This is a genomic window from Intestinimonas massiliensis (ex Afouda et al. 2020) (assembly GCF_900626285.1).
In the GTDB taxonomy this organism is placed as follows: domain Bacteria; phylum Bacillota; class Clostridia; order Oscillospirales; family Oscillospiraceae; genus Flavonifractor; species Flavonifractor massiliensis_A.
Window position 1 is genome coordinate 2,578,149 of the sequence record NZ_LR131147.1, and the last position, 23,277, is coordinate 2,601,425.

The 23,277-nt window shown below is 48.1% G+C and carries 15 protein-coding genes and 2 pseudogenes; 6 read left to right on the plus strand and 11 right to left on the minus strand.

Annotation, left to right across the window (positions count from 1 at the left end; genetic code table 11):
* Positions 1–149 precede the first annotated feature (149 nt).
* Positions 150–1,358, plus strand: coding sequence for a hypothetical protein (locus E0E41_RS12770; RefSeq protein WP_033117926.1), 1,209 nt, complete (start codon positions 150–152; stop codon positions 1,356–1,358).
* Entirely contained in the window at positions 1,351–1,563 is a 213-nt protein-coding gene (locus E0E41_RS12775) for a helix-turn-helix domain-containing protein (protein WP_033117927.1), read from the plus strand. The genes E0E41_RS12770 and E0E41_RS12775 overlap by 8 nt, the downstream gene beginning before the upstream one ends.
* Positions 1,564–1,666: 103 nt before the next feature.
* Here E0E41_RS12775 and E0E41_RS12780 read toward each other — a convergent pair whose 3' ends face one another.
* Positions 1,667–2,044: a hypothetical protein gene (locus E0E41_RS12780; protein ID WP_033117928.1), complete on the minus strand. Its 378-nt coding sequence runs from the start codon at positions 2,042–2,044 to the stop codon at positions 1,667–1,669.
* Between the two features lie 92 nt (positions 2,045–2,136).
* On the minus strand, positions 2,137–2,496 hold the full coding sequence (locus E0E41_RS12785) for a hypothetical protein (RefSeq protein WP_052082703.1): 360 nt from the start codon (positions 2,494–2,496) through the stop codon (positions 2,137–2,139).
* Positions 2,497–2,621: 125 nt separating this feature from the next.
* On the opposite strand from E0E41_RS12785, the gene E0E41_RS19290 reads away from it, so the two are divergent.
* Positions 2,622–2,960: a helix-turn-helix domain-containing protein gene (locus E0E41_RS19290; RefSeq protein ID WP_341349256.1), complete on the plus strand. Its 339-nt coding sequence runs from the start codon at positions 2,622–2,624 to the stop codon at positions 2,958–2,960.
* 363 nt (positions 2,961–3,323) lie between these two features.
* Here E0E41_RS19290 and E0E41_RS12795 read toward each other — a convergent pair whose 3' ends face one another.
* Positions 3,324–3,965 carry a hypothetical protein gene (locus tag E0E41_RS12795; RefSeq protein WP_033117929.1) on the minus strand — a complete coding sequence of 214 codons (642 nt, stop codon included), beginning with the start codon at positions 3,963–3,965 and terminating at the stop codon, positions 3,324–3,326.
* A gap of 252 nt (positions 3,966–4,217) precedes the next feature.
* On the opposite strand from E0E41_RS12795, the pseudogene E0E41_RS12800 reads away from it, so the two are divergent.
* Positions 4,218–4,784: pseudogene (locus tag E0E41_RS12800) on the plus strand (recombinase family protein); the annotation flags it as partial.
* Positions 4,785–5,030: 246 nt separating this feature from the next.
* On the opposite strand, the gene E0E41_RS12805 reads toward E0E41_RS12800, so the two are convergent.
* Positions 5,031–6,239, minus strand: a complete 1,209-nt coding sequence (locus E0E41_RS12805) for an IS110 family transposase (RefSeq protein ID WP_130870848.1) — start codon at positions 6,237–6,239, stop codon at positions 5,031–5,033.
* 419 nt (positions 6,240–6,658) lie between these two features.
* Between E0E41_RS12805 and E0E41_RS18995 the strand changes: the two are divergent.
* A pseudogene (locus E0E41_RS18995) lies at positions 6,659–6,775 on the plus strand (recombinase family protein); the annotation flags it as partial.
* A gap of 93 nt (positions 6,776–6,868) precedes the next feature.
* Here the strand turns inward: E0E41_RS18995 and E0E41_RS12815 are convergent.
* The 6 genes from E0E41_RS12815 to E0E41_RS12840 all read right to left on the minus strand — a co-directional run bounded on the left by E0E41_RS12815 (position 6,869) and on the right by E0E41_RS12840 (position 15,435).
* Entirely contained in the window at positions 6,869–7,078 is a 210-nt protein-coding gene (locus tag E0E41_RS12815) for a hypothetical protein (protein ID WP_033117931.1), read from the minus strand.
* Positions 7,075–8,358 (minus strand): hypothetical protein, encoded by a 1,284-nt coding sequence (locus tag E0E41_RS12820; RefSeq protein WP_033117932.1) that lies wholly within the window; start codon positions 8,356–8,358, stop codon positions 7,075–7,077. Before E0E41_RS12820 ends, E0E41_RS12815 begins: the two co-directional genes overlap by 4 nt.
* Positions 8,355–11,594 (minus strand): ATP-binding protein, encoded by a 3,240-nt coding sequence (locus E0E41_RS19000; protein ID WP_052082704.1) that lies wholly within the window; start codon positions 11,592–11,594, stop codon positions 8,355–8,357. Before E0E41_RS19000 ends, E0E41_RS12820 begins: the two co-directional genes overlap by 4 nt.
* Positions 11,595–11,774: 180 nt before the next feature.
* Positions 11,775–12,302 carry a hypothetical protein gene (locus E0E41_RS12830; protein ID WP_033117933.1) on the minus strand — a complete coding sequence of 176 codons (528 nt, stop codon included), beginning with the start codon at positions 12,300–12,302 and terminating at the stop codon, positions 11,775–11,777.
* A 3-nt stretch (positions 12,303–12,305) separates the two neighbouring features.
* Positions 12,306–14,921, minus strand: a complete 2,616-nt coding sequence (locus tag E0E41_RS12835) for a dynamin family protein (RefSeq protein ID WP_033117934.1) — start codon at positions 14,919–14,921, stop codon at positions 12,306–12,308.
* Entirely contained in the window at positions 14,908–15,435 is a 528-nt protein-coding gene (locus tag E0E41_RS12840; RefSeq protein ID WP_052082705.1) for a helix-turn-helix transcriptional regulator, read from the minus strand. The genes E0E41_RS12835 and E0E41_RS12840 overlap by 14 nt, the downstream gene beginning before the upstream one ends.
* 228 nt (positions 15,436–15,663) lie before the next feature.
* On the opposite strand from E0E41_RS12840, the gene E0E41_RS12845 reads away from it, so the two are divergent.
* Positions 15,664–16,752 (plus strand): SEC-C metal-binding domain-containing protein, encoded by a 1,089-nt coding sequence (locus tag E0E41_RS12845; protein WP_033117935.1) that lies wholly within the window; start codon positions 15,664–15,666, stop codon positions 16,750–16,752.
* A 174-nt stretch (positions 16,753–16,926) separates the two neighbouring features.
* Here E0E41_RS12845 and E0E41_RS12850 read toward each other — a convergent pair whose 3' ends face one another.
* Positions 16,927–23,250, minus strand: coding sequence for a leucine-rich repeat protein (locus E0E41_RS12850; protein ID WP_033117936.1), 6,324 nt, complete (start codon positions 23,248–23,250; stop codon positions 16,927–16,929).
* Between the last annotated feature and the right edge of the window lie 27 nt (positions 23,251–23,277).

Below are 23,277 nucleotides of genomic sequence, written 5' to 3' on the forward strand. Positions count from 1 at the left end.
ATTGGAATGTATTGGAAAGGTCTATTCTTGTCATGGAGCAATTTCTCGGCCTTCATCTCCCCTGTTCACATTGCATGCGACAAAAATAGTCCTACACAACTTGTCCTCGGTCCGTTATGATGATGGTACAAAGTCAAGGGGGGATAGACATGAAACCAACAGCAAACGATATCGAAGATTTTGTCCGAGATTTATTTCATTGGTTGTATATCGATTGCGCTCATTGCGTTGGATACGCCTCACCGGACGACGAGTATGATTTTTCACCAAACCCCATTGAAAAGCATGGAAAACTTCAAAAGAAAACTTTGGCCAAAGCCGCAAAATCTCTCGGGCTGCCGATTGAGGCCCTGATGCAGCTCGATGGACGAGAAATCAGTTCATGGATGACGAAATACCCCTACTTCAAACTTCGCTCTGAATTTGAGAAGGAATTGGAGAAGCTTCGCTACGGCCCACGCCTGGCCGAGCACAGGCTCCTCAAAGCCATCTTGGGTGATCAAATACACAACCATGATGTTCTTCCGGTTCAGTACAATTACCGCAGTGTATATCAAAGGCTGTTGGAATTGCTTCGGCAAATGGATAAAGAAGTACCAGGGACATTCCACGAAGGTGCTGCCATGCAGGGATTGAGAATTAGAACAGCGCAGCTTTGTCATTTCAGCAAGATCAAGGAACTGTGCACTTCCTTTCTCGACATGGTTCAACGTGAGAACGAGTTATTTCAGGCGGCGCTGACCAACGATCTCTCCGAAAGCGACATATCCGAGTTCAACAGGCTGGCCTCTGTACTGGAATTGGAGGATCGCTATGATCCAGATCAGTATCTTTATTATGATCGTCTTGTGAAGTATCGAGAAGTATATCAGTCGGAAGGCGTTGTTGAAATTGGCGACACGGTCAGACTGTCTCCATTTGGATCCTTTGCGCCATACCGCTGCGCGGAATTCCTGGACGATATAGAAACTGTCCAGAAGTTTGTGAATCTTTATCCCTCCATGAAAAAAGACATGCGAGAGTTTGCTATGGCGGTATCAAAATTTCAATTCCGCTTTAAGTGGTCTGATGCAGCGCCGGCACAACCGGAAACCGTAGAATTACCTGGGCTGGGTATGACTGTGGAAGTCGGACCAGATCCCTTTAACCCGCCGGATGAGACGGTAATCTTTGTGCCAAAGACGGACGAAGAACTTGGAACTGATAAAGTATATGTAGAGAGGTTGAAAGCGGTCTCCAGTTCCGCCTCAATAGGAGGACTCCGGGTACCTTACACACCCTCAGAAGAGAGTGACCGTGAAATGATTGCCCGTGTCTGGGCGCGTTCAAATGCTCGTGGGGGTGAAGATGATGAGTAGCTGGACTCCACAGCAAAAGGCCGGCCTGGTTCTCAAGCGATTGATTCAAGAGCGCTATTCATCTCAGGAGGAGTTTGCATTGGACTACGGCATGGAACTGCGGACAGTGAGCAGATATGTAAATCAAGGGATCAATAAAATAAGCGTTGTTCAGGAGCTTGCAGATTTCTTTGCCTTAGAATTTGAGGATTTCTTTCGGATTTAACTGAACATATGAAAAACGGGCAGTGTAGTTTCTCTGACGGAAAAAACACTGCCCCTGTTCCATATAAGCATGATAGCAAATGCTGCATGATAAATTCAGTCTCTCAATACAATGCCCACCAATAGTCGAACACTTTGCGATATCGATTCCCTTTGCCTGACAGACCGCAATACTTCCGAACCAGACGGTTTCCTCTCTGTTTCAAATACTGCTGCCGACTGCTGGATTTCATATACTTGATGTGCAGGCCGGAATGAAGCAGAGTCGTTTTCTCTTCATAATCTCCGATGATATACCCTATGTTTGGCGCATATCCGCTGTGTTGAATAAGAAACAGAAGTCGATCATCGTGTCTGACCCTTTGTATGCGCCGGTATTGCCTGCCAGTCCGACGTCCACCCGAGGTCTGACACAGCCGCGCATCTTTTTCAGATACCTTCAGGATTTCGGTAATCCGATTGTTTAACTCTTGCTCTGTCATAAGCCTTCCTGCTCTGTACAGTCCGGGAAATTGGGTTCACTCCATGCCAGGAGCCGCGCTTTTGGGCGTAAAATTCCCGCTGCGCCTTCTTGCTACGCTTGTTCAGTGGTACGAACTGCATCACAGTCTGTCACTTCCTTCTCATTATGCGATTTTCGGTTCCCCCAAATGGCACGGCAGGCATCCAGATAGTCTGTATGGCCGAGCAGCATCATTTTACCTGGTAATTCATTCAGTGCCGCAAGGAAACGCTCCTGATCCCGCTTTCGTACATGGCAGAAGATGACCCGGTATGGAGAACCATCCCGCACATATTCCTCTCGAAAATGGACCCGCACCTGGTGCTTGATAAAAAGTTGGTCAGCCAGATACGCATCTGTATCCATGTATGCGTAGTAGGCATTCAGCAGTGAGAACCGCTCAATATCCTGATAAAAGTCTGTTTGTTTCAACGAACGCCTCCTATATGACAATCTCATTACAAATGTTCAAAATCGCTTGCCATTCCGAAATATATCGGGTATTCTGAAATACTCCGCTGCGGCGGAAATCATCCTGATGAATGGAGGCGATCCATATGTCCATGATTCAGTTCCCTGTGATCGATCCTGTGGCCACTGGGGCGAATATTTGCCGGCTCCGAAAGGATCGCGGCCTGACAGTCCGAGATCTCCAGCACTATTTCGGATTTGAGGAGCCGCAGGCCATCTACAAATGGCAGCGAGGGCAGAGTCTTCCCAGCGTAGATAATCTCTACGCACTGAGCGCTTTGCTCCAGGTGCCAATGAACGAAATCATCATCCCCACTTCTCATATCGTCTCTTTCGAGCAGCAGGCAGCCGTCTGCTGCTCGGGTCATTTTATCGGAGGATTTCTTCAGGTGCAGTGGGCATGGCAGAACTTCAAAACCGCTTAGACCCTTATCCACTTGTCCAACCTGGGGCCCACCGCGACCCAGCTGAGTCACAGGCCTCCCCCAGGTGAGCAAGCGACTTGAAAAAAGATTTTCACATCATTACTATGTGTACCAAGGGAGCGTAAGATTGAATTCTGCATTTAAGGGTAAACGTGTGGAAGAAATGGTGGCAATGCGCTGAACGCAGAGGGAAACGCCTGGCGTTCCTTTCATCATGAGTTATGAGCTCATTTCACATTCATGCAAATGCTGTCCATAATCTGCTGGAGTTGCGCAGCCTCATAATTCATCTGCGCCTGAACCGATCATCACGACCTATCCATTCTGCCACGCCCACCACACCCGAAAGTGTGGTTCTGAAAGTTATGCAACTGCCGCCTTTTCAATGAAGTCGTTGAGGATCTCCTCAAAGCTGTCGTTGATATCGAAAGGAGCTTCGTAGGCCACCTCGGTATTGACCAGGCACTTATCCAAGGCCATGGAGATCTCGTCTGCCTTCTTGCTCAGCGCCGTGGCCATGCCCCGGATCTTATTCCGGTCGAAGTCGATGGTGGTGACCTGGGTGGCGTCACACCGATAAGAAACCTGGTTGCCCTCACCATTGAAGCGGAATCCGGATCCGCCGCCGGCGATGGTCTTTTCGCTGTTGCGGAGCGTGGTCATATGCCGGAAAACTTCGGCCAGTTCCTGGCGCTGCCGGTTCAGGCCGACCTCGTTGTCCATATCCAGATCCAGTCCGCTCTTGGCCGCATGAATGGCCTTGCTCAGCTTCTCCCGCTCCTCCATCAAAAGCATAATGAAGGCCGCCACTTCGTTGGCGTGCCCGGCATACTCGCTGGGCGCAGTTTCCTCCACCACGGCATCCAGAGCATCCGACATGACCTTACTGCGCAGATGGGTGGTTTTGACTTTGACAATGTTGCGCCGGTCCTGCAGGATGCTGGTGGCCTCACACATCAGGTTTTTGAGTTTGTTTTGAAAACGGAATGCATCTTTCATGTTCATGGATCATACCCCCTATGTCATGTCCGACGGAACGATTTGATGGGTTAAGCATACCGCGAACGCGCTTCGTTGTCATTGAACTGCTGGTTGAATCGCTCCCTCACAGTATCAAAATAAACCTACCTTTGAAGTGTCTCAGTCTTTGTTGCTGAAAGATCGATCTCGGCGTAAATCATAGTACTAGTTAAAACGATGGTCTATATTGAGACCATCAAGCCTTAACAACAATACGCTGTACGGAGGTAGATAAAGATGCGGTATGGCTACTGTCGGACATCGAAACCCAAGCAAAGCATCGAGAGGCAGATCCGAAATATCAAGGCGGCTTACCCTGACGCCGTTATTGTGCAGGAGGTCTTTACCAGGACGCGGCTGGATCGGCCGGAATGGCTGAAACTGATGCGCAGGATCCAGCCCGGGGATGAGATCGTCTTTGACAGTGTTTCCCGTATGAGTGGAGATGCCAAAGAAGGGTTTGCCGCCTATGAAGAGCTATATCAAAAAGGGGTAAACCTTGTTTACCTGAAAGAACCCCACATCAATACTGAGACCTATAAGAAGGCATTGGAAAACAACGTTCAACTGACCGGCAGCAATGTGGACTACATCTTGGAAGGTGTCAATCGTTACCTGTTGGAACTGGCCAAGGAACAAATTCGGCTGGCCTTTGAGCAGTCCGAAAAGGAAGTCCAGGATCTGCATCAGCGCACCAGAGAAGGAATTGAAACCGCACGCCTGAACGGGAAACAGATTGGTCGTCAGAAGAACAGTGTCGTCGTCACGAGGAAAAGCATTGAATCGAAAGACCTGCTAACAAAAGTCAAGTAAAACTTTCAAAGGAAACGAGCAAAGGAAAAGGGTGCACCAAATTAAACCGCTGTGCATTTCAAAAAATGGCGGTCAGCCAGACAGTATAGAGCTGGGAAATCAGCCATGCNAAAAGACCTGCTAACAAAAGTCAAGTAAAACTTTCAAAGGAAACGAGCAAAGGAAAAGGGTGCACCAAATTAAACCGCTGTGCATTTCAAAAAATGGCGGTCAGCCAGACAGTATAGAGCTGGGAAATCAGCCATGCTCCAGAGAATCCAGGTAGGCTTTCACAGAAGCGTAGTAGATGCGCAGGAACTTGTTGGCGGAGGCCATCATGTAGACACGGTAGGGCTTACCTTCAGAGCGTTTCTTGTTCATGAACTGGTAGACCGGCTCATCCATTGGAGCGCATTGCAGGAGGACCCCCATCACCAGAAAGAGCGTCCTTCGCAGTGAGGCAGATCCTCTCTTGGAAATGTTACGGCTACGGACATCCACTTGTCCAGATTGGTAAGGTGGGGCGTCAATGCCTGCAAAGGCCACCAGCGCTTTCTTGGAATGAAAACGGCGTACATCGCCAATTTCAGCTATGAGTTGGGGGCCGAGGGTTGGGCCAACACCAAACATCTCCATCACCACAGGATACTCCGGTAGAGAAACGGCCAGGGACTGCATCTCCTGCTTGAGAGCAGCTAACGCGGCGGAAGTTGCCCGGAGTTGGGAAACAGCCTGTTCTACCAAAAGTTTTGCCGTATCCGTTTTCGGCATGACACCGAAGTGTCCACATGCAGAGGCGTATATGTCCAGTGCCTTATCCTCGCTAAAATTGTAGCCGTGCTTTCTGCACCACTTCTGGTATTGGGTGGTAAAGGCCTTTTTAGACAAACCACAGACACACTCACAATGCCAAAAAGCGGCTACAAAATCCACCCACTTCTCGCTGCCATCGGCGCGGGGTGGACTGGTAAACAGGCGGTTTGCATCAGGGAAAGCGGTGTCCAGCAGGGAGATTAGGTTGTTCTTCAGCATGGTCCGTACTTTGGAATACTGCTGGTACTGCCGGTAGCAGGTCTTCAGCATGAGCCGGGTGTCCTCCTCCGGGACATATTTCGGTAGTGTGAGCCAGTGGTCAAGGCCGTAGTTGGCCAGTTTCGCGGCGTCCTTCTTGTCAGTCTTGCCTCGTCTTAAACTGTTGTTCCCATAGTCATGCACCAGCATTGCATTGACTACGGAGACATAAAGTCCCGCGTCGTGGAGCAGCCAGGCCACCGGCGCGTGGTAATTACCCGTGGATTCCATCACCACACGGGTCTCACCGTCCAAACTTTTGAGCAGCCCTGCCAGTTCGTTCAGTTCATTGGCGGTGTGTCGCACTTCAAAGGGTGAAACCACCACCTCACCGAAGGGGCGCATGACGGCGATCATGCTTTTCCCTTTGGAAACATCGATGCCAACGCTGTTCATCCACATTCCTCCAATACTAAAGAATCTGCAACCGGAATCCATCTTTTCTCGTTGCCGATTCAATCTATTGGGTGACGCGAACTCCCCGGCATCCGGTGGCTCAACCTGCTGAAATCGAACGCTACAACAAGAGGATGGCTGACAGTCTTTCGTACGGACTTACAAGCCCAAGGAGTGAGTGGTCAGCCAGTTGCTCCTCTTATTGTAGCTTAGGCACGAGATGGAGGGAAAGCCGGACTGGCTGCCCGGCTTTCCTGTCCAAATTTATTGTAATAGANGACAGTCTTTCGTACGGACTTACAAGCCCAAGGAGTGAGTGGTCAGCCAGTTGCTCCTCTTATTGTAGCTTAGGCACGAGATGGAGGGAAAGCCGGACTGGCTGCCCGGCTTTCCTGTCCAAATTTATTGTAATAGAAGTGATCAGAAAACTCTCCAAGGAATTCGGCGGTAATCTCAGTGATGCCGAGATTATGCGCTTGACTGGCCTGGCCCGGAATACCTATTACAAGTACAAACGCGAACTACGAGGTAAATGAAAAAACACTTAACCCCCAGGAACCGTATATCCGACTCCTGGGGGTTAAGTGCTGTTTCTCAGTATGTTTCTTTCACGAGTGAGATGATGTATCTCAATACTGAATGTTGGGATTGGAATAGTCTATAATCCGCTTTTTAAGCAGCGTAGAGATATTAACCTTGGTTTCAATTGCACGCAGGAGTGCCTCAAGGAATTCATCCTGATTGCACTCAAATTCAGAGAACTTGGGGACTTCTCCAAAGATATCTCGATACTGAGCAAGGTGCGGTCTACACTTTTTTCCAAATTCAATCGAGGTCATTGTGCCCCTCCTTCCAAAATATCCATGACTTGATCCCAGGTGTTAGGGAAGTAGGCTTTTATGAATTCACAAGACACCGTGTTGCCCTGAGCTGCCATGCTGAAAATGTTTGCAAAGACTTCACATTCCCGTGCTCCAGGATGGGCCCAGTATTCGTTAGAATGACCGTAACTATTGATAGCTTCATCGTAGAATTTTTGCTGGATGTCAGGATGATTCATGAAAAAGGCTGACAGAATATCGGATACAGCTCTATCATAGGCGGCATCTGAGTTAACCACGGCGTCAAGCATATATTTGAAGTTTTCATATCCTTCAGCTGTGCTGAGGTCATACTCAGCAAGGTCTTTATTCATGGCATCCCTGAATTCCTGGGTATTGGATGGACGATCCAAGTTGTGATCAACAAAGTGGCCATACTCATGGCTGAAAATTTCTGCGTATTCGTCGTCTTGCAGTGTGGATTCCATCCGGATAACTCTATCAAGGAGGTTATAGTGGCAGGTCTTCACGCGATCAGTCTCTTTGATATCCTCCACAGACAGATATCTGGCATATTGATTGACAAGGGTCTTAATTTCATCTGGGGCGTTTTTAAAGGCATCATAGACAGCTTCCTGCCTCTCTACCGGTACAGCGGCAAAAGAGCCTTCAACCTCAAGATTATCTTTTCCGGGGACTTCGTTGCCAAGTCCGGCAGTATCACTGACCGAATTAAGTTTTTCCCGAATATGGGTGGCCACCTCTCTGCACTCTTTGGCTTTAGTGTAATACTGCTGGGAATGGCGGTAATGATCCCACTTCTCTCCGTTGGTCTCGCCATTTTGCTCAGCGTTCTTAAAGCGAGCCCACTCTTTCTTGGCTTTGTCCTCGAAGTATTGGGCGGTACTCTCATATCGCTTTGCCAGAGTTTCCTGGGTCTTTACCCAATCCTCAGCAGAATCATAGGTTTTGCCAGTCTCTTTATCGTAATATTTGCCATCATCACCTTTTTCGAGATACTGAGAGTAGCTCTTCTGCTCTGATGATTCGGAACTCTCAGAACGATTTACCTCGTTGCTTTCCGAAGTCAATCCAAAACTTTTAAAAGCAGAGTTGAAGATATCGGATAACTCGGTAACAGAATGATTCCCTGTTTTGTCGTCAAGAATCCAGTGGGGAACGTCCCTTTGATCGAACTTTGGGATATCGGATTCATTGAGCTTCGGTGCATCAACACCTTCGGGCCGATCAGTCTGCATTGCACCGTCGATCAGGCTGGTTTCTTTTAAGAAGCTCATATAATTTCCCCCCTTGCCATACGGATTGCGAACTCGCGCCAGAGTGGGTAATCCACATAGTAGCGGTCAGTGTATTCCTTAATGATCAAGGTAATCAAGATGTTAATCTGCTCATCCTCGAACTGCATGATGGACGGATCCAGTTCGGCCATGATAGCAGTCTTCAAATCTTCAACGGACGCTTCATCCGTCGTGCTCTCAAGCACTGCCTTTGCGTTTTTGAAGTGATCGAACACCATCGACGCAAGCAGCTTAACACTTTCAGCACTTTTCTTTGTAGACAAGTAATCCATGAGTCGCAGCTTAGTTTCAGTGGGTACGGAAGACTTCAGAATAGCTTTCTTAAATGCCTCCTCTTGACTCAGGTCGTCCAACTTGGCTCTGAAACCGGAATCTAACAGATCAAATAGCAGGGTGTCGTCCTTGGGAACAGGGTAGTTGGTTTTCTCGATATACTCTTCTTCCTTTAACTTTTTAGGCTTTTCCACGCTGCACAAAACTGGGGAGATCCAGTCATTCTGATAAACTGCAGCAACACCTCGGGGAAGCTTTGCCAGTTCGATAATCTGATCATCGTTGAGGCCGGCAGCCTTGCCCACCAACTCACGGTCTGAGAAGTCGGGAAGTCGCATAATAATCTTCGTATTAGTATTGCGGATCACTGACATATCCAGTAAGCCAGGAGACTGGTCAGCGATGATAAAGCCCTCACCATAGGTACGCATCTCAGCAATGGAGTTGGCCAACATCTCAACAGACTTACCAAGCAGATTAGCAGTTTCCGAACTTTGCTCAGTGCTTGTCCTCTTTAGAAGGTTATGGGCCTCCTCCAGAACGGTCACATGGCGTAGATTGGAATTGCTCTTATCGGTACAAGCAATGCGATGTTCCTGAAGTTTCAGAATCAGTACACCCATAATTAGAGCTTTGGTTTCCATGGAACCAACACGGCTCAAATCGACGATCACATTTTGTTCAAAGAGCGCGTTGTCCTCAATATCATCCGCAGTAAAAATCAGACTGTTAATGCCGTTCGTCAGAGACTCCAGGCGAGTGAGCAGGGAACCCTTGTAGTTGCTTTTATTCTCATCGGAGTATTCACTCTTGTTGATGTATTTCTCTACTTCAAGCGCAACATCGACGAAATTGGGGAAGATATCTCCATGCTTGTTTTCAGATTTGACCAGATTCCAGCCGGCGGAACGGTACGCATTCTCCATAGCTGCTTTCAGCACAGCTGGCATAGCTGCGTACATGGGCCAGCAGACATTGAAAATCTCCGTTAGCTTGTCCAAATGCTCGTAAATGTGGATCTTGTCGCTTGGGAAACGGAAGGGATTGATTCTAAGCAGAGGAGTGATGGATGGGTTCGTTCCGTACACCTTAATTCCGAACTTTTTATTTTTGGCAAGGGCATTTTTGTATTCTCCCTTGGCCGGTTCAATAACCATGAACTTTACCGTTTCGTCGGAGTCTCCAACCGTCATCGAATTTAGCTCGTCGAGGAGTTTGTAGATCGTTGTCGATTTACCGGAACCGGTAGAGCCAGTAATGAAGGTGTGAGCCGTCAAGCTGTTCGCATCCAGATTCACGGTGCCATCTTCTTTATTGTGCATGTGATAAATCTTACCGAGAGGCAAATCCCCATTAAATTCAGCCAGAGTGACAACCTCTCGTCCAAACTCAGCACACTCCACAACGGGAACACCGGATACAGACTTTTTGGGCAGGGGCATCTGATATGGCATTTCCTTGCCACTGACAAGCATGGTGGCAGTGGTCGGATAATGATGCTCTTCATCAATCAGAGTAAGGAACTCAGGGTGATAAAAACGCATCAGGTAGTCTTTGATATAGCCGACATCCTCTTCACTCTTCCAAATGTTGACGGCAGATGATTCGATAGAGGAGTTCTCACCACGAGTCAAGGATTTAAAGGCACTGGCAGCCGCAACAGCCACATCGTAGTCTTTGGATGCAAAGTAGGCGCAGGTATCGAACATCCCAAAGTCTTCACATGACCGCATACGCTTGATTTGCTCGTCTATCCGATCGAGCAGCGTCTTCACAGCCCGGTTCTCATAGTTGAGCTGGAGAGATTCACCATTTGTTGCAGCAAGAGATTTAGAGACGGAGTTCTGCTCCGTCAAAGACTTAGCTGTTCCAGAGCTAGTCGTGTCCGTCGTAGCCTCTGTTTCACTCTTGGTGCGGGAATAGGCGTGGCTATAATTTGCAGTAGCGGAAACTGGTAACATTCTACCAGTTCCAATACTTCCACCCGCGCTATCTGTATGAGTTTTTGCCGTGGCAGTTCCATGGGTCAGAGACTTTGCAATCGTTTCATTAGTCGTATCGGTGATACCTTTCACCAGGCCTTCGGTATCGGTTTGCGTCGCCTGCGCGTTAATAGTCTGAGCAGAGGTTTTAAAGGGTGCCAGCTGCGAATAAATATCCTCGTACTCGGCGCACATTTCTTCAATCTTATCATTGCTCATGGCGTCAGCAATGATAATCATAGAATACTTTTTGCCGCGCATCGTCTCAATCAGTTTCTCCAAGCCCTGGATAAACTCCAGATTCTTCGATTCATTAGCATTTCTGATTGCAGGGACGCTGCTCACGGCAGTGATATATTTGGCCTCTTTTAAAGATTCTCTAATGATATCGGCCTTGCCTACGATTCCCTTGTCCTTTTCGGTGACATTGTTGACCATCTTTAGCTCAGTACCAGGGAAGTTGCCGATGAAAGCGTTTTTTAACACCTTGCCGGTATTCAGCAGATTTTTTTCTATTACGGACAGCTTGATTGTGGATTCATTATCTACCGATGGCACTTCACCATCCTGTTGCATATTGTCCTCATTCAACACTTCTTCTGGAGACTTTTGGCGCATAAGTAGGTTTCTTGTGACAACGCCCAAGTACAGATCAACATGATCTTTGTTTCCATTCAAGAGCATGGCCAAACCATAGTTCTGGAGCGAAAAAATCGTGGAGTAAACAGTAGTCAGTTTATCTTGTGTGTTTTCGTTCTTGTCGTAGATAATTTTGGACACTTGATACAAAGAGATATTTTCGCCAATCGCTATGGACTTTAATTCATCAGATAGTTCTATACAGGGAGCCGCAGATAACTTTGAGATGTATTTCTTCAACACAATACTATCTGCTGCCCCAAATGCAGCGTATAGATCCTTCAGATCGAGAGGATTCTGAACGTGGGGGGCGTCACTCATCTGGGTGTCCATCCTTTCTATATCGATTTGCCCGAGCTATTTGGGTGAGTTCGTTACTTGTCAGATCCGATGTTTTCGGAGTTGATGTTTTGACCGATCTCGCCCGAAGGATATCCCGCTTAGACTGCTGTATTGTATCAACCTTAAAGGTTTTGGTGGTTGATTTATCAGCGATAGTCTTTACTTCGACAGCAGTTTTACCAGAAATGCCACAACCAGCACCAGGGCGGCCACCGCTGCGATCACACCCAATACCGGGAACGGTTTTTCCTTTGCCGCTGGTGCGTGAGTAGGGTTTGCGGTGTGGCCTCCTTGCTGGCTGACACCCGACTTGGGTGCCGGCTGAGCAGGCCGGCGGTTAATAGACTCGTTATACTTCCTAGCAGTATCCCGATGCACAGCCTGGCCCACTTCTTTGATATAGCCAACCCGGCTCTTCGCGAAGTTTTCCTGGAACCAATAGGTAAGTTTGGTGAAATATCTTTTATCCCAAGCACTGCGCTCCAGGCGTTCTTCATAGTCCAGTGTGATCTCTTCTTCGAAAATCTCGGGGACCTTATCGTCTAGGATTTCCAGAACCTTTTCGGTTTCCCCACGAGTAAAAGTGGGATCATTGAGCATGGAACTAACAGTATTGATTTTTAAGCTTGTGTAATCCTTTTCCTGAATTGCCTTCCAGAAATCATTTTCGTCAAAAGATGTAAACATAAATCACGCCCCCTTAATTTTTTCTGCGAGTTCGTTAAGCCACTCGTTCGTCTTTTCGCTCTTCTCAATTTCTTTCTGCAGTTTCTCCATAGAGTTGCTCAGGGACTGAATACGCTCTTCCTGTTTCTTGATATCATTCAGGAATTGCTGGATTTCTTTTAAGAGTCTGTTGGTCAAGTCACGAACCTTCTTCTTGCCGTCATCCATAATCTCCCTGAATGAATTTGCCATTGCGTCACTTTCAGTCTGGAGATTACGCAGGTAAGTATCGAGACTTCGCACAAGGTCGGTGGTTTCATAATAACCATCTTCATAATAGGTCTCGGTTTTGGTTTCAGACATGAATAGCGAGCCGAATTTCTTAAACGGGTTCCGACTCGAACGCCATTCATCTTTCTTGTAATTGTAAACCTCCCTGGTTTTTTTCGCTTTATCAACCACGCTTTTCTTGATGTCGGAAGCAAAGCTGTCAGCGTCAATATTTTCAAAGCTTAACTTCCAGAGGACACTATCCTTAAAGCTGTATTCACCCTGCTTAAAGACACCGGAGTTCTCAAGTTCTGTTATGGTACCCTTTAAAATATTGAAGATATCAACAAGCTGCTGGTCGTGCTTCTGTTTAATCATTTCAAGCTGATGATTTGTCTTCCTAAGAGCTGAGTCAAATAATCCCTTGATATGGTCGATACGCCTGTTAATTTCGTTCATAACATCACTAGGAGATCTCTGACCAGTCCGAACCTTATGGTTTGCACGAACAAACTGAATTTCATTATCATCTTCGATATCGGCTCTGAAGTCCCCGATTGCCTTTTTCAGAGACTTATCATCGAACTTGATGCTATCCAGCTTTTTGAGCTGAATATCAATTTTACCTTTTGCCTTTTCGAGTGCGGCGATTTTTTCTTCTACGCTTTCTTTTGCTTTGCTTACCTCCCCTCTTTCGCTGTTTCTTTCCCCCAATTCATTTCTCATTTGGATGAGGTCAGCAACGACGCCGCTGGAGAATCCGCTGACATCTTCCAAAATATCCTCAAAGGTCTCTAACAGGCCTCTGACCTTGATGGGGTAAGCATATCTCTCGATATAGTCCTTTATGGCGGACTCTACTGAAACAAGACCACACTGCAGCTCAGTCGCACGAGCATCGTTTTCATCACTAATCGCATCGTTAAATTCTTTTTCGATCTCGTCTTTGCGGTAGTTCGGAATATCGCAGTATCTGGACAGATAATACTTTTCGGGGTGCCTGCCATCCACTACTTCCTCCTTGAAGGCGTCATATGCCTTTCTGAGAGGCCAGTGATCGTCGTCAATATCTCGTTTAGGAAGCTCAGTCAAATGAGAGGCAATCGCCAAAGCGGGAGCAGCAGCAGTCATAAATACACGCGGGACGAAGTGGGAGGCATCTTCTGCGAGTTGCCGGAGTTCTTCCTCGTCTCCTTTGATATTCCATTTAGAGTCGTCAGTCAAGTATTTTGCAAAAGCGGTTCTGACGTCATCCGGTGTCTCACTCTGCTTGTATGGAATCATATCACTCTTGTTCATCAGGAAAAGGAATCGGTCGTTGAAACCGCTTCCTTCTTCCTTGGCCTGAGCGATAATCTCACGCATAAATTCACCGATGCTGGTATCTTCGTATTTCTGCCCATCCACGCAGAGAATGATCATCGGCTTGCTCTCCATGGAAATGGCATTCAAGGCGATCTCCGCATGTCTGTTCATGCCGTCTTCGCTAGACTGGGCGCTATCCATACCCGGAGTGTCAATCAGCACAATTGTAAACTTGTCTTCGCTTACGCTACTGGGATAGAGATGGGACAAGTCTACACCTAATTCCATCATGCTGACATGAGGATAATTGTCCTCGCTGTTGCTACTTTTAATCGGACAGATATCAAGAAAGGCGTTTGCACAGTCAACGTCATTATCAAAAATCCTTTTTTCGACAACAACATTTTCATCATCGTCGTAGCAGACCAGAGACAGTTTTCTTCCCAGACTGCGATCGTGTCTGATTCTGCAATTTTTCGATGTGCAGGTACGGGTACTGGTCGGTAAAACATCATGTCGAATCAGAGTGTTCAATAGTGTGGACTTACCGGAACTATATACGCCAGCAAAGACGATATAAAACACACTCTCTTTGGCGATTGTGTAGTTTTCGTCGAGGTCATTATACTTCTGAGTCAACCCTTCGGTGGTTCGTTGAGCTACCAGATCATGGAAACGCTCAGACTTCAACTCTTTAACAACATCTTCGATGTTCGTTGAAAGCACCTTGTCATCCAAAACTTTCTTGTGCTTGTAGTGGTAAATAACAGGAGATACGCGTTTATTGTTTTGGTCAGCAATAGAGCGTTTCAAATCTTCAAAATCGATGACTCGACCAGAGAAGGTCACCATTACTTCATCGTTGATCTCAGGATCCGAGATCTCATTCACGAAACCAGCCCAGTCCATGTAGGGAATGGGCTCGATCCAGGTCTGCAGCGGAATTTCATTTTTGATGAACTCTCGGAACTTGTCATAGTGTCCATCTTTACAGACATCAACACCGTCGATCAATACGGTGGTTATCATTTTATACGGGTTATAATTTATCTCAACTTTCTTCATCTGGTGCATCCTCCAAACTCTCGTTATTATCTATCTCTAAAGCGTCAGAATCTTTAAGATCTTCGAGTAGCCACACCAAAGAAGGTTCTCCAATATGAGAGCATCCCATCTGTGATGCTGCACTCCCGAGGGGAGCCAATAGTGCAGTTGCACTTGAATGAAGTTGTAATCCTGTTAAACCAGCAGAAGCAATAGAGGCAATAGAAATCATTGCCGTCCGAATCTCGTCTTTGTACTCTTGGTAAACAGGTGGCATTGCAGTAAACAAAACTCCCATAACTTTACGAAGCGTTGTGTTATTTTTGTTCATAGCAACCTCGCACTCAAACACAGAGCGAATGGCAATATATTGAACCCTTGATAACTTAACTTTTTGGTTTTCCAGATTACTTATTGTTTGTTTTGTGACGCCGAGTTTCTTGGCTAGATTTTCAGCGGTCCACCCGGAAATCTTCCGTAACTCGCAAAGGTTGTCTTGCATAATCTGGATTTCAGTTTTCATTTTTCCAGACACAGAATCACCTCCATCCACCACTATTTTACATTATATTGCAAAAAGCGACATCAGTCAATATATTTGACAAGAGTTTATAAATTAGACAAGTATACATTATTTTGCTCATTGGCGTTAATAACTTATTTCTACAGAATTACTATCGAGCCGAAGCATTGACGCAATGACAGCAGTTTTGTTAGAATGTGAGTAATATTGTGTCAGGGTACATGAGTGGAGGAAATAGAAATGGCATCGTCATTATGCGAGAAACTTTCGTTGCCCGAAGTTCTCTCCAATAAAACCGTAACTGAATTACGAAAAATGGCAAGAGGGCTCTATGTGAAAGGCTCAAGTTCGATGCGAAAGCAGTTGTTGCTTAATTCTGTTTATGCGGCCTTACTTGTATCAGAGCGTCTTGAGGAATTGCTATATGTCATTGATGATGAAACCTGGACGTTATTCCAGGCAGCATATAAAGAAGAATTCATTTCATTGAGTGGGCAACACCCTGACAATTTCATGTTGCTGAAGGACCTTTGTTACCTTGTCCAGGAGCCAGACTCACATGAGCAAATCGTTTATATGACAGGCGAAATCAAGGTGCTATTCTCAGAACTGATATCAGGAGGCTTTCTCCATCGCAGACAATACTATACCGAGCTCCATACTTATGCTTTGGCCGCGGTCAATCTTTATGGCGTGATTGCTAAGACTGATTTTGTTGAAATCTATAATCTGCAAAACGAGCAACAAACAAGCATTAACGAAGTCTGTGCTGTACTCCCCCGATATATTGAAGTCGGCGCCCCGTATTGTTTTTGGAAAGACTACATTGTCAGTATCGAATTTGGCGAAAATAACTTTTCTGACGTTCAGGATCTTCTGCACCAGATTGGCGATAAACCGCGCTTTCTACCAGGCAAAACAGATTTCCTCAAATATGCGAACTGGTACTTTTTTGAGCATACACATGAGACAGACGCCGTAAAACGCTATCTGATCAATCATCTTTATGTTAATGAAGCAACAGCACTTGAGATCCTCGGAGAGATTCACTTTGCTTTTGTAGTGGAAGCGGGGATGCAGGCTGCTATTGATGTGCTGGATGAGTTCGGTATCTCTATCACAGATTCTCAATTAGAACCGCTTGCGCAGTTACTCGTTCAGATGTCCAATTCGACGCGCTTATGGTCAAATAATGGACATACCCCCGATGAAATGGCAGACCTCATGCCCAGAATGGTTGATGGCATACGGCACAGCAGAAAAATCGGCCGCAATGAACCATGTCCCTGTGGAAGCGGTAAGAAGTATAAGAAGTGCTGTGGCAGATGATCTCTGCTCAGAGTTGGAAGAAGGCAGGCGTATCATTCCTTTGGTGATACGTCCGTTTTTGAGTTTTCTGCATCTTTCCATTCCGAGTATCAAAGATAGAACATAAGCAGTAGCTCAAACAAGATAAATGGGACCAGAAAGTCTTTCTGGTCCCATTTATCTTTAACAAACTTTTTAGTTACTTTTCAGTGCTCGATAAAGGAAAGTCACAATTTGAGCTCGGGTACAATTGGCCTCTGGGCTAAAGGTGTTTGTGCCAGTACCAGAGGTAACGCCGCTTTGAGCTGCCCATTGAACCGCATCGTAATAGTATGCCGTTTCGTTCACATCAATAAACTCAGTTATTTCCGTGGCAGCAGTGCCGTCATAGCGGTATAGGAAGGTAACGACCTGGCTGCGAGTACAAACAGTATCCGGACTAAATGTTCCCGCACTGGTCCCGGCCGTAATATTGTTCTCCACAGCCCACAATACGGCATTGTAAAAATAATCGCTCTCTTGCACATCTGCAAAAGGATTGGTTATCACTTGCGGCTGAGGGCTACCGGCAGCACGCCAAAGGAACGTGACAGCCTGTGCGCGGGTGCAGGCATTGTCAGGACTAAAGGTTGTGTCCGAAGTGCCGAAGGTAACATTACGGGCCACAGCCCAGGCTACTGCATCGTAGAAATAGTCTTCCGCATCCACATCTGTAAAGGTAATGATCGTCTCAAGTTCCTGAGCAAACACGGCGTTCACAAGTACCACGCTGTCGGGCATTATAAACTGATACGTTCTGCCATCCACTTCAATGAGTTTCACATCATTGCCCTTTCCATCGGCGACAGTAAGTGTACGGAGTACATATCCCACATCAGGCTTTACTGTAATGGTAACGGTGTCGCCGGTTTTCGCGCGGCTGGGAGTTACCGTGATAGTGCCATGCTCCGTGTCGGCCATCTCAACGGCGTGGCTGACAGAACTGCTGCCACCGCTGCCTGTTCCTCCGCCAGACTGCTCTGTCCTTATCATCAGTTCCAAACGGATGGTATCACTATATACACCGTCCAGCACAGCGGCAGCCCGGAGCGTTGTGTCCGCTGTAATTGCGATAGGGCCGGTGTAGGTCAGAGCCTCGTCTTTACAGGGACAGGTATCGTTGAGAGTGTACCGGATGGTTGCTCCTTCTGTGGCGGTGGACAGAGTGATCTTGGTCCCCTTTTCCACCGTCATACCGGTGGTCACAACGGTACCGTCACTTAGGACTGCAATCACCGGCTCGGGTTTGACCTCCCCCGGCACGTCCTTTTCGGTCATGGTAATGCTCACATAGAAGGTCTCAGAGAGTCCGGAAACAGGTTCTGTAACCCGGATCTGTCCCACGCCAGGCAGGTTACCGGTGAGCATAAGCACTGCGGTTCCGTCCACATCAGTAACCACACTCTGGTCGGAGAGACTCAGTAAACTGGGTGTCAGGTTCTCCACCACCAGGGTGGTACCTGCCTCGCCGCCCACGAGGGTAACTGACAGAACTCCTTCCTCACGAACCGTCAGAGAACAGTCCTCTGCCGTGATTCCGATGGGGCGCTGGGTCGGGGCAGCCAGCGCTACGGTATATGTATTCTCCAAGCAAGCGCTGGCATAATTTTCCGCGTCGGCAGCAACCGACAGTGTGCCGGTGCAGTCCCCATCTACCGGGGTCACGGCAAACCGGGTTGCGTACTGTGTAGACCCATCCAGAGCGTACTCAGCATCCAATGTGGTTACTTTGACAGAGATGGGCTGACCGTCCCGATTTAGGGAAATGGCATCCGCTACGCTCCCAATGTTCATATACTGACTGAAGGTCACCTCGATGCGGTCGGTATAAGCGATGGTATTCTCTACCGCGGGCGCGGCGGTGGACACCATGCCTACGTTTACCCCAAACTGGGGCGGCGGTACCGGGAGCCAGCCGGTATTCCCGATGTTTCCGATGGCAGCAGGCACGCCGCTGCTGTCTGCGGATAGGTATCCATTCTTGGTAAACTTCACTTTCCACTGGCCCTCAGGGACAAACCAGGCATAGGCTCCGTCAGCTTCCGTGATCTGAGGATTGAGCTGACTGTAAGCGTCGGCATTCCATAAACTTTCGCCGCCTGTTTCATTCTGATAGTACAGGGTAGCCGTTACTCCCGTCAGCCGGTTGGACGGCACCGCCTCGTATACATAGCCGGAGGGATCCAGAATGGGGATGGTCTCCTTGATCTCACTCTCCACTGAATCGACCGAATATCCCCAATCTGTATAATTCTCGCTGCTGTCGCCTTTGCCAGTCTGATCGTCCTCCTCAGGCTCCTTATCCTCGCATTTGGTGTTCTTAAAGGAGGTGTTCAAGGCATCCAGCCGCTTTTGAAGGCCTGCAGCGGTGGAGTTGATATAGTTTTCCACACTGGCCGGTGTATACAATGCGGGGGTCAGCTGATCGATGGGAATCGTTGTGCCGTTTGGTAGCTTGATGCCGTTTACTAAAGCGTTTTCGATCTCCGGAGTAAAATACTGTTTACCGATCTCAGTGACCTGTTGCAGTAAGTCTTTCATAATGGTTGCCTTGTATTTCGCCATTTTTGAGGCAAACGGAATCTTATCAAAGGCTTTCTCAAATAACTGCTCGCCAATGATGGACATAAGTTTTGACACAGCGGCTCCGGTGGCGCGGCTGGTTGCAGTATCCTGGTATGTCTGGATATCCTGACCGATTTCGATCAATTCTGATGCCATTTGCATCTGCGTGTCCGCATCCAGGCGGTCACTTCCATCCGGACACTTGGCATCAAGAGCCTTTCCAAGAGCATTCCCTTCTATAAATAGGGCATCTACATTCCCCTGGATCTGCATTCGCCACTGAATCTGCGCATCCGTCAACTCGATGATGTCTTTGGTGATACCTGCAAGGGTCAATTTATCGGTAATCTTCCCATAAGCATCAAAGATAGAATCCATGACCTCCGCCGGGATTCCCCTTGTGTCGGCCAACGAGATAAACTGAGCGCGGGCTGTGGCTGCGGCGGCCTGTGGGTCTTCGAAGTAATAGGTCTCCGTCAAAAGAATGTGCTCAGTCAGGTCCGCATACTGCATCTGAATGGCATCCTCCCGGTAGGATGCCAGCGTATAGAGCGTCTGCTCCATGTTGACCGGATAGAATCCGGCTGCGGCCAGCTGCTGTGCGGTGCGGTTCTCCGGAGTCTGCTGCAGCCGATACCAGAAAAGGGGTTCATCGTTTTCGGTAATCTTTAGGACACCCTGCAAATCATTTTCCAGTTCAGAAGCCTTCTGCACCTCAAAAGTCAGCGGTGCATTGTCGTTCTTTTCTCCGTCAATTTCTGTTCCTATCAGATCCGCCAGCGGCTGGGTATCCGATGTTGCGAAGGAGAACATGTTGTCTTGGAACATCTCCTCCTGCACACCGAAATCATCAGATTCCTTAAAGGAATAGATAACACCGATGCCTTGCGGCGCGTCCTCGAAGGCATAGTACTGCTGGGTCCCAAGCCATCGACCGCTGCTCGCATCATAGGCGGTCTCTACATAGGTCCGGTGGCCGCCCTTGCTCTCCGTCACCACATAGACCTGATCCAACTGCGTATTGTCCCCGGAAAATTCAACCTGGAAAGTAAATGTAGGGAAATTGCCAGGCCACATACGGTAAGAACGGGTATCCTGTGCCGTATGCTCTGCTGAGCCGAAATGGAATACACTCTTGTTCTCACCGTGATCACCAATATTATACATCATCACCGTTTCCAGCACAGCCGGCATATCCTTGTCATAGATCACCAGCTGGCTGTCGATCTCAGCTGGCTGGTCCAGACCGTCTGCTGTCACGACCCCATGAACATAATGATAGGAACAAGCATACAGCGGATCTGCCAGATCAAACATACCCTGCCAGCTGCCCACTGCATTGGCGGTAGCTGTACCGATCTCTAAGTCGTTATCATAGAGAGTAACTGTTGCGTTCGGGAACGTTCGGCCTGTGATCTGTATGGTCTGATTTCCGGTTTTGGTAGGCAGGCTGATCCGCCCTAGAGAGAGAATGAGGGTCGAACCACCTAAGGGCAGAATTTGTTCTCCTGTAGAAAGAAGCGCGCTGATATGGTGTTCGCCTACTTTTCCAGCTTTACAGGCGAGGTACACCACACCTTCCGACACGCCTTCCGGAAGCGCGATCGTCACAGTATTTCCATTCGGCACCGTAACCAGAGCCTCCACGCCCAGCACTGCCGCGCCAACGGACTCCACGCCTTCTGGCATTGACAGCTGAATATTCTTGGCGACGGCATCGCCCTTAAGTGTGAAAGCCATACGAAGATAGGCCAGCTCACCAATTGTCACCTGACCTGGCGTCACATTTAGCCCACCACTGTCAAGAATACGACCGGTAAGAATATCGGTGTTCAATTCGGGTACGGTCACCGGTTCCAACTGGGTCATGATGCCGTCCGCTATGGTAACAGGGAGCAAGGTATAGTCGTTGCCTTCCGTCAGTCCAAGTTCGTTCAGACGACTGATAGCAGGCACGCTGGGAAGCAGAGCAGTCTTCTCCAAGAAAACCAGGCTGTACTGCCCAGCCGGAAGGGCATCGCTCTCCACGGGACACTGAACAGCCTTAGTAGAAACAAGGTTGCCTTCCTCGTCAAAAATCATCACATCTACCGCATGGGCAGCGGAGATGGTGGGGAGATAGAACTTTCCATGTTCCGTCAGAGTGATTTGAGCATTTCCCATCTTGCTTTCATCCAGTGTGACAGAGACATCTTTCGCAGTGTAATTTCCTTGTGTATCCTGTACCGACAACTGAATCGTATCTCCAGCATCGACCACGCCGGGAAGAAATCTCAGCGTGGTGCCCTGAACCTGAAACCCCGTCACCGGTAGCCCATCTCTGGTCAGAGTGAACTTTAGTCCGGCGGCATTGGGCAGATACCGTTTCTGAGGTGTTTCTCCACTCCTGACCGCATCAACCTGGGCCAGAGTAAGCTGGATGCAATCACTGACGGTTTTTGTCAGGGCAATCTCTCCCAAGTCATAGGAGCTGCCCGTACTTACCGTCCGTCTGGCGCTGTAATAGCCATCAGCTCGTACCACCACGGTGGTGGGAACCTGAGATATTTCCGCAGAAAAACCGCCATCTTGTTCCGTGGTAAGAGGTTGGAGATTGATGGACTGCTCTCCAAAGACCTGTACAATCTCCACATTCGCCCCCTGGATAGGCCCACCGGCCTCATCCACCACCGTTCCACTGAGACGCACAGCAGTATAGGCGTTCAGAGAAAAAACAAGCGCTCCACTATCCTCCGGTTTCACGGTCTGAGGCTCAGGTGTCTTATATAAGCGACTCAGTTCATCCCCCAGGGAAATCCGACATTCGTAGGTCTTAGACGCATCGGGCAGTATGGCGCTGGCTCCCACTGCAACCTGCTGTCCGGTGCTGATGTCGTACCAGCCCACGGTAAATCCCTCTGTCAACACCGTTCCTTCCGGGCTTTGTACCGTGGCACTTACCTGGCGGGTATCTTCTGTTCCTATCAATCGAATGGGGTGTCCATGCTCCAGAGCAAACGTATATGCATAACTGTCAGCAGTACACCAAATGGTAATATTGGCAGGCGTACTGTCATCAAACGCACTTTCGTTAATTTTTGTCAGACGATTTGGGATACGGACGGAGGTAAGATCATCGCAGAAGCTAAAAGCCCAGTAGTCAATGTTTCGAACATTCTCTGGGACATCCAGACTAACTAATCCGGTATTGTTGAATGTACTGCTGGCAATGGCAGTCAGCCCTGACGGCAGGACGAGCTCTTTCAATGCAATGCAGCCGCTAAATGCGCCTGAGCCAATGGCAGTGACGCTCTCTGGAATCTCCACGTTCCGCAGAGAGCGACAGTTCATGAAGGCTTCCTTTCCTATGGCAGTAACACCATCTGGCAAGGAAATAGACTCCAGAGCATAACTCCCACTGAATATGCTGTCTGGGATTACTTTCATATCCTGTGGAAGTGTGAGTGAATTCAGCCCGCTGGAGAGGAAAATGCGAATGCCCCATTCCGTAATTCCTTCCGGCAAAGTAAGACTTTTGAGGCTGGTACAATAAGAGAATGCCTCGCCACCAATGGCTTTTAGTCCGCTGCCAAATTTCACAGATGACAAGGTGGTGCATCCGGTAAACGCTTGGATTCCGATCTCTTCAAGACTATCCGGAAATTGGACGGATGCCAAAGCGGTACAATCCTGAAACGCATTGGCACCAATAGCTACTGTACCCTCGGGAATTACCAAATTTACTGGTTCGCCCGTATAACCGACTATGGTCTGACCAGATGTGTCCATTACCAAGTCATATTCAGAATTTCGCTTAGAAGTGGTTTCTTGGACAGCCTCAGTTGCTGCTGCTGTGAGCTCCAGTCCTCCCGGCATACTGAGCAACATCACAGCGGAGAGCAATGCCGCGATCCCTCGCCTCCAACGCAACTTCATATCCTCTCCTCCTTTTATTTTTCACAG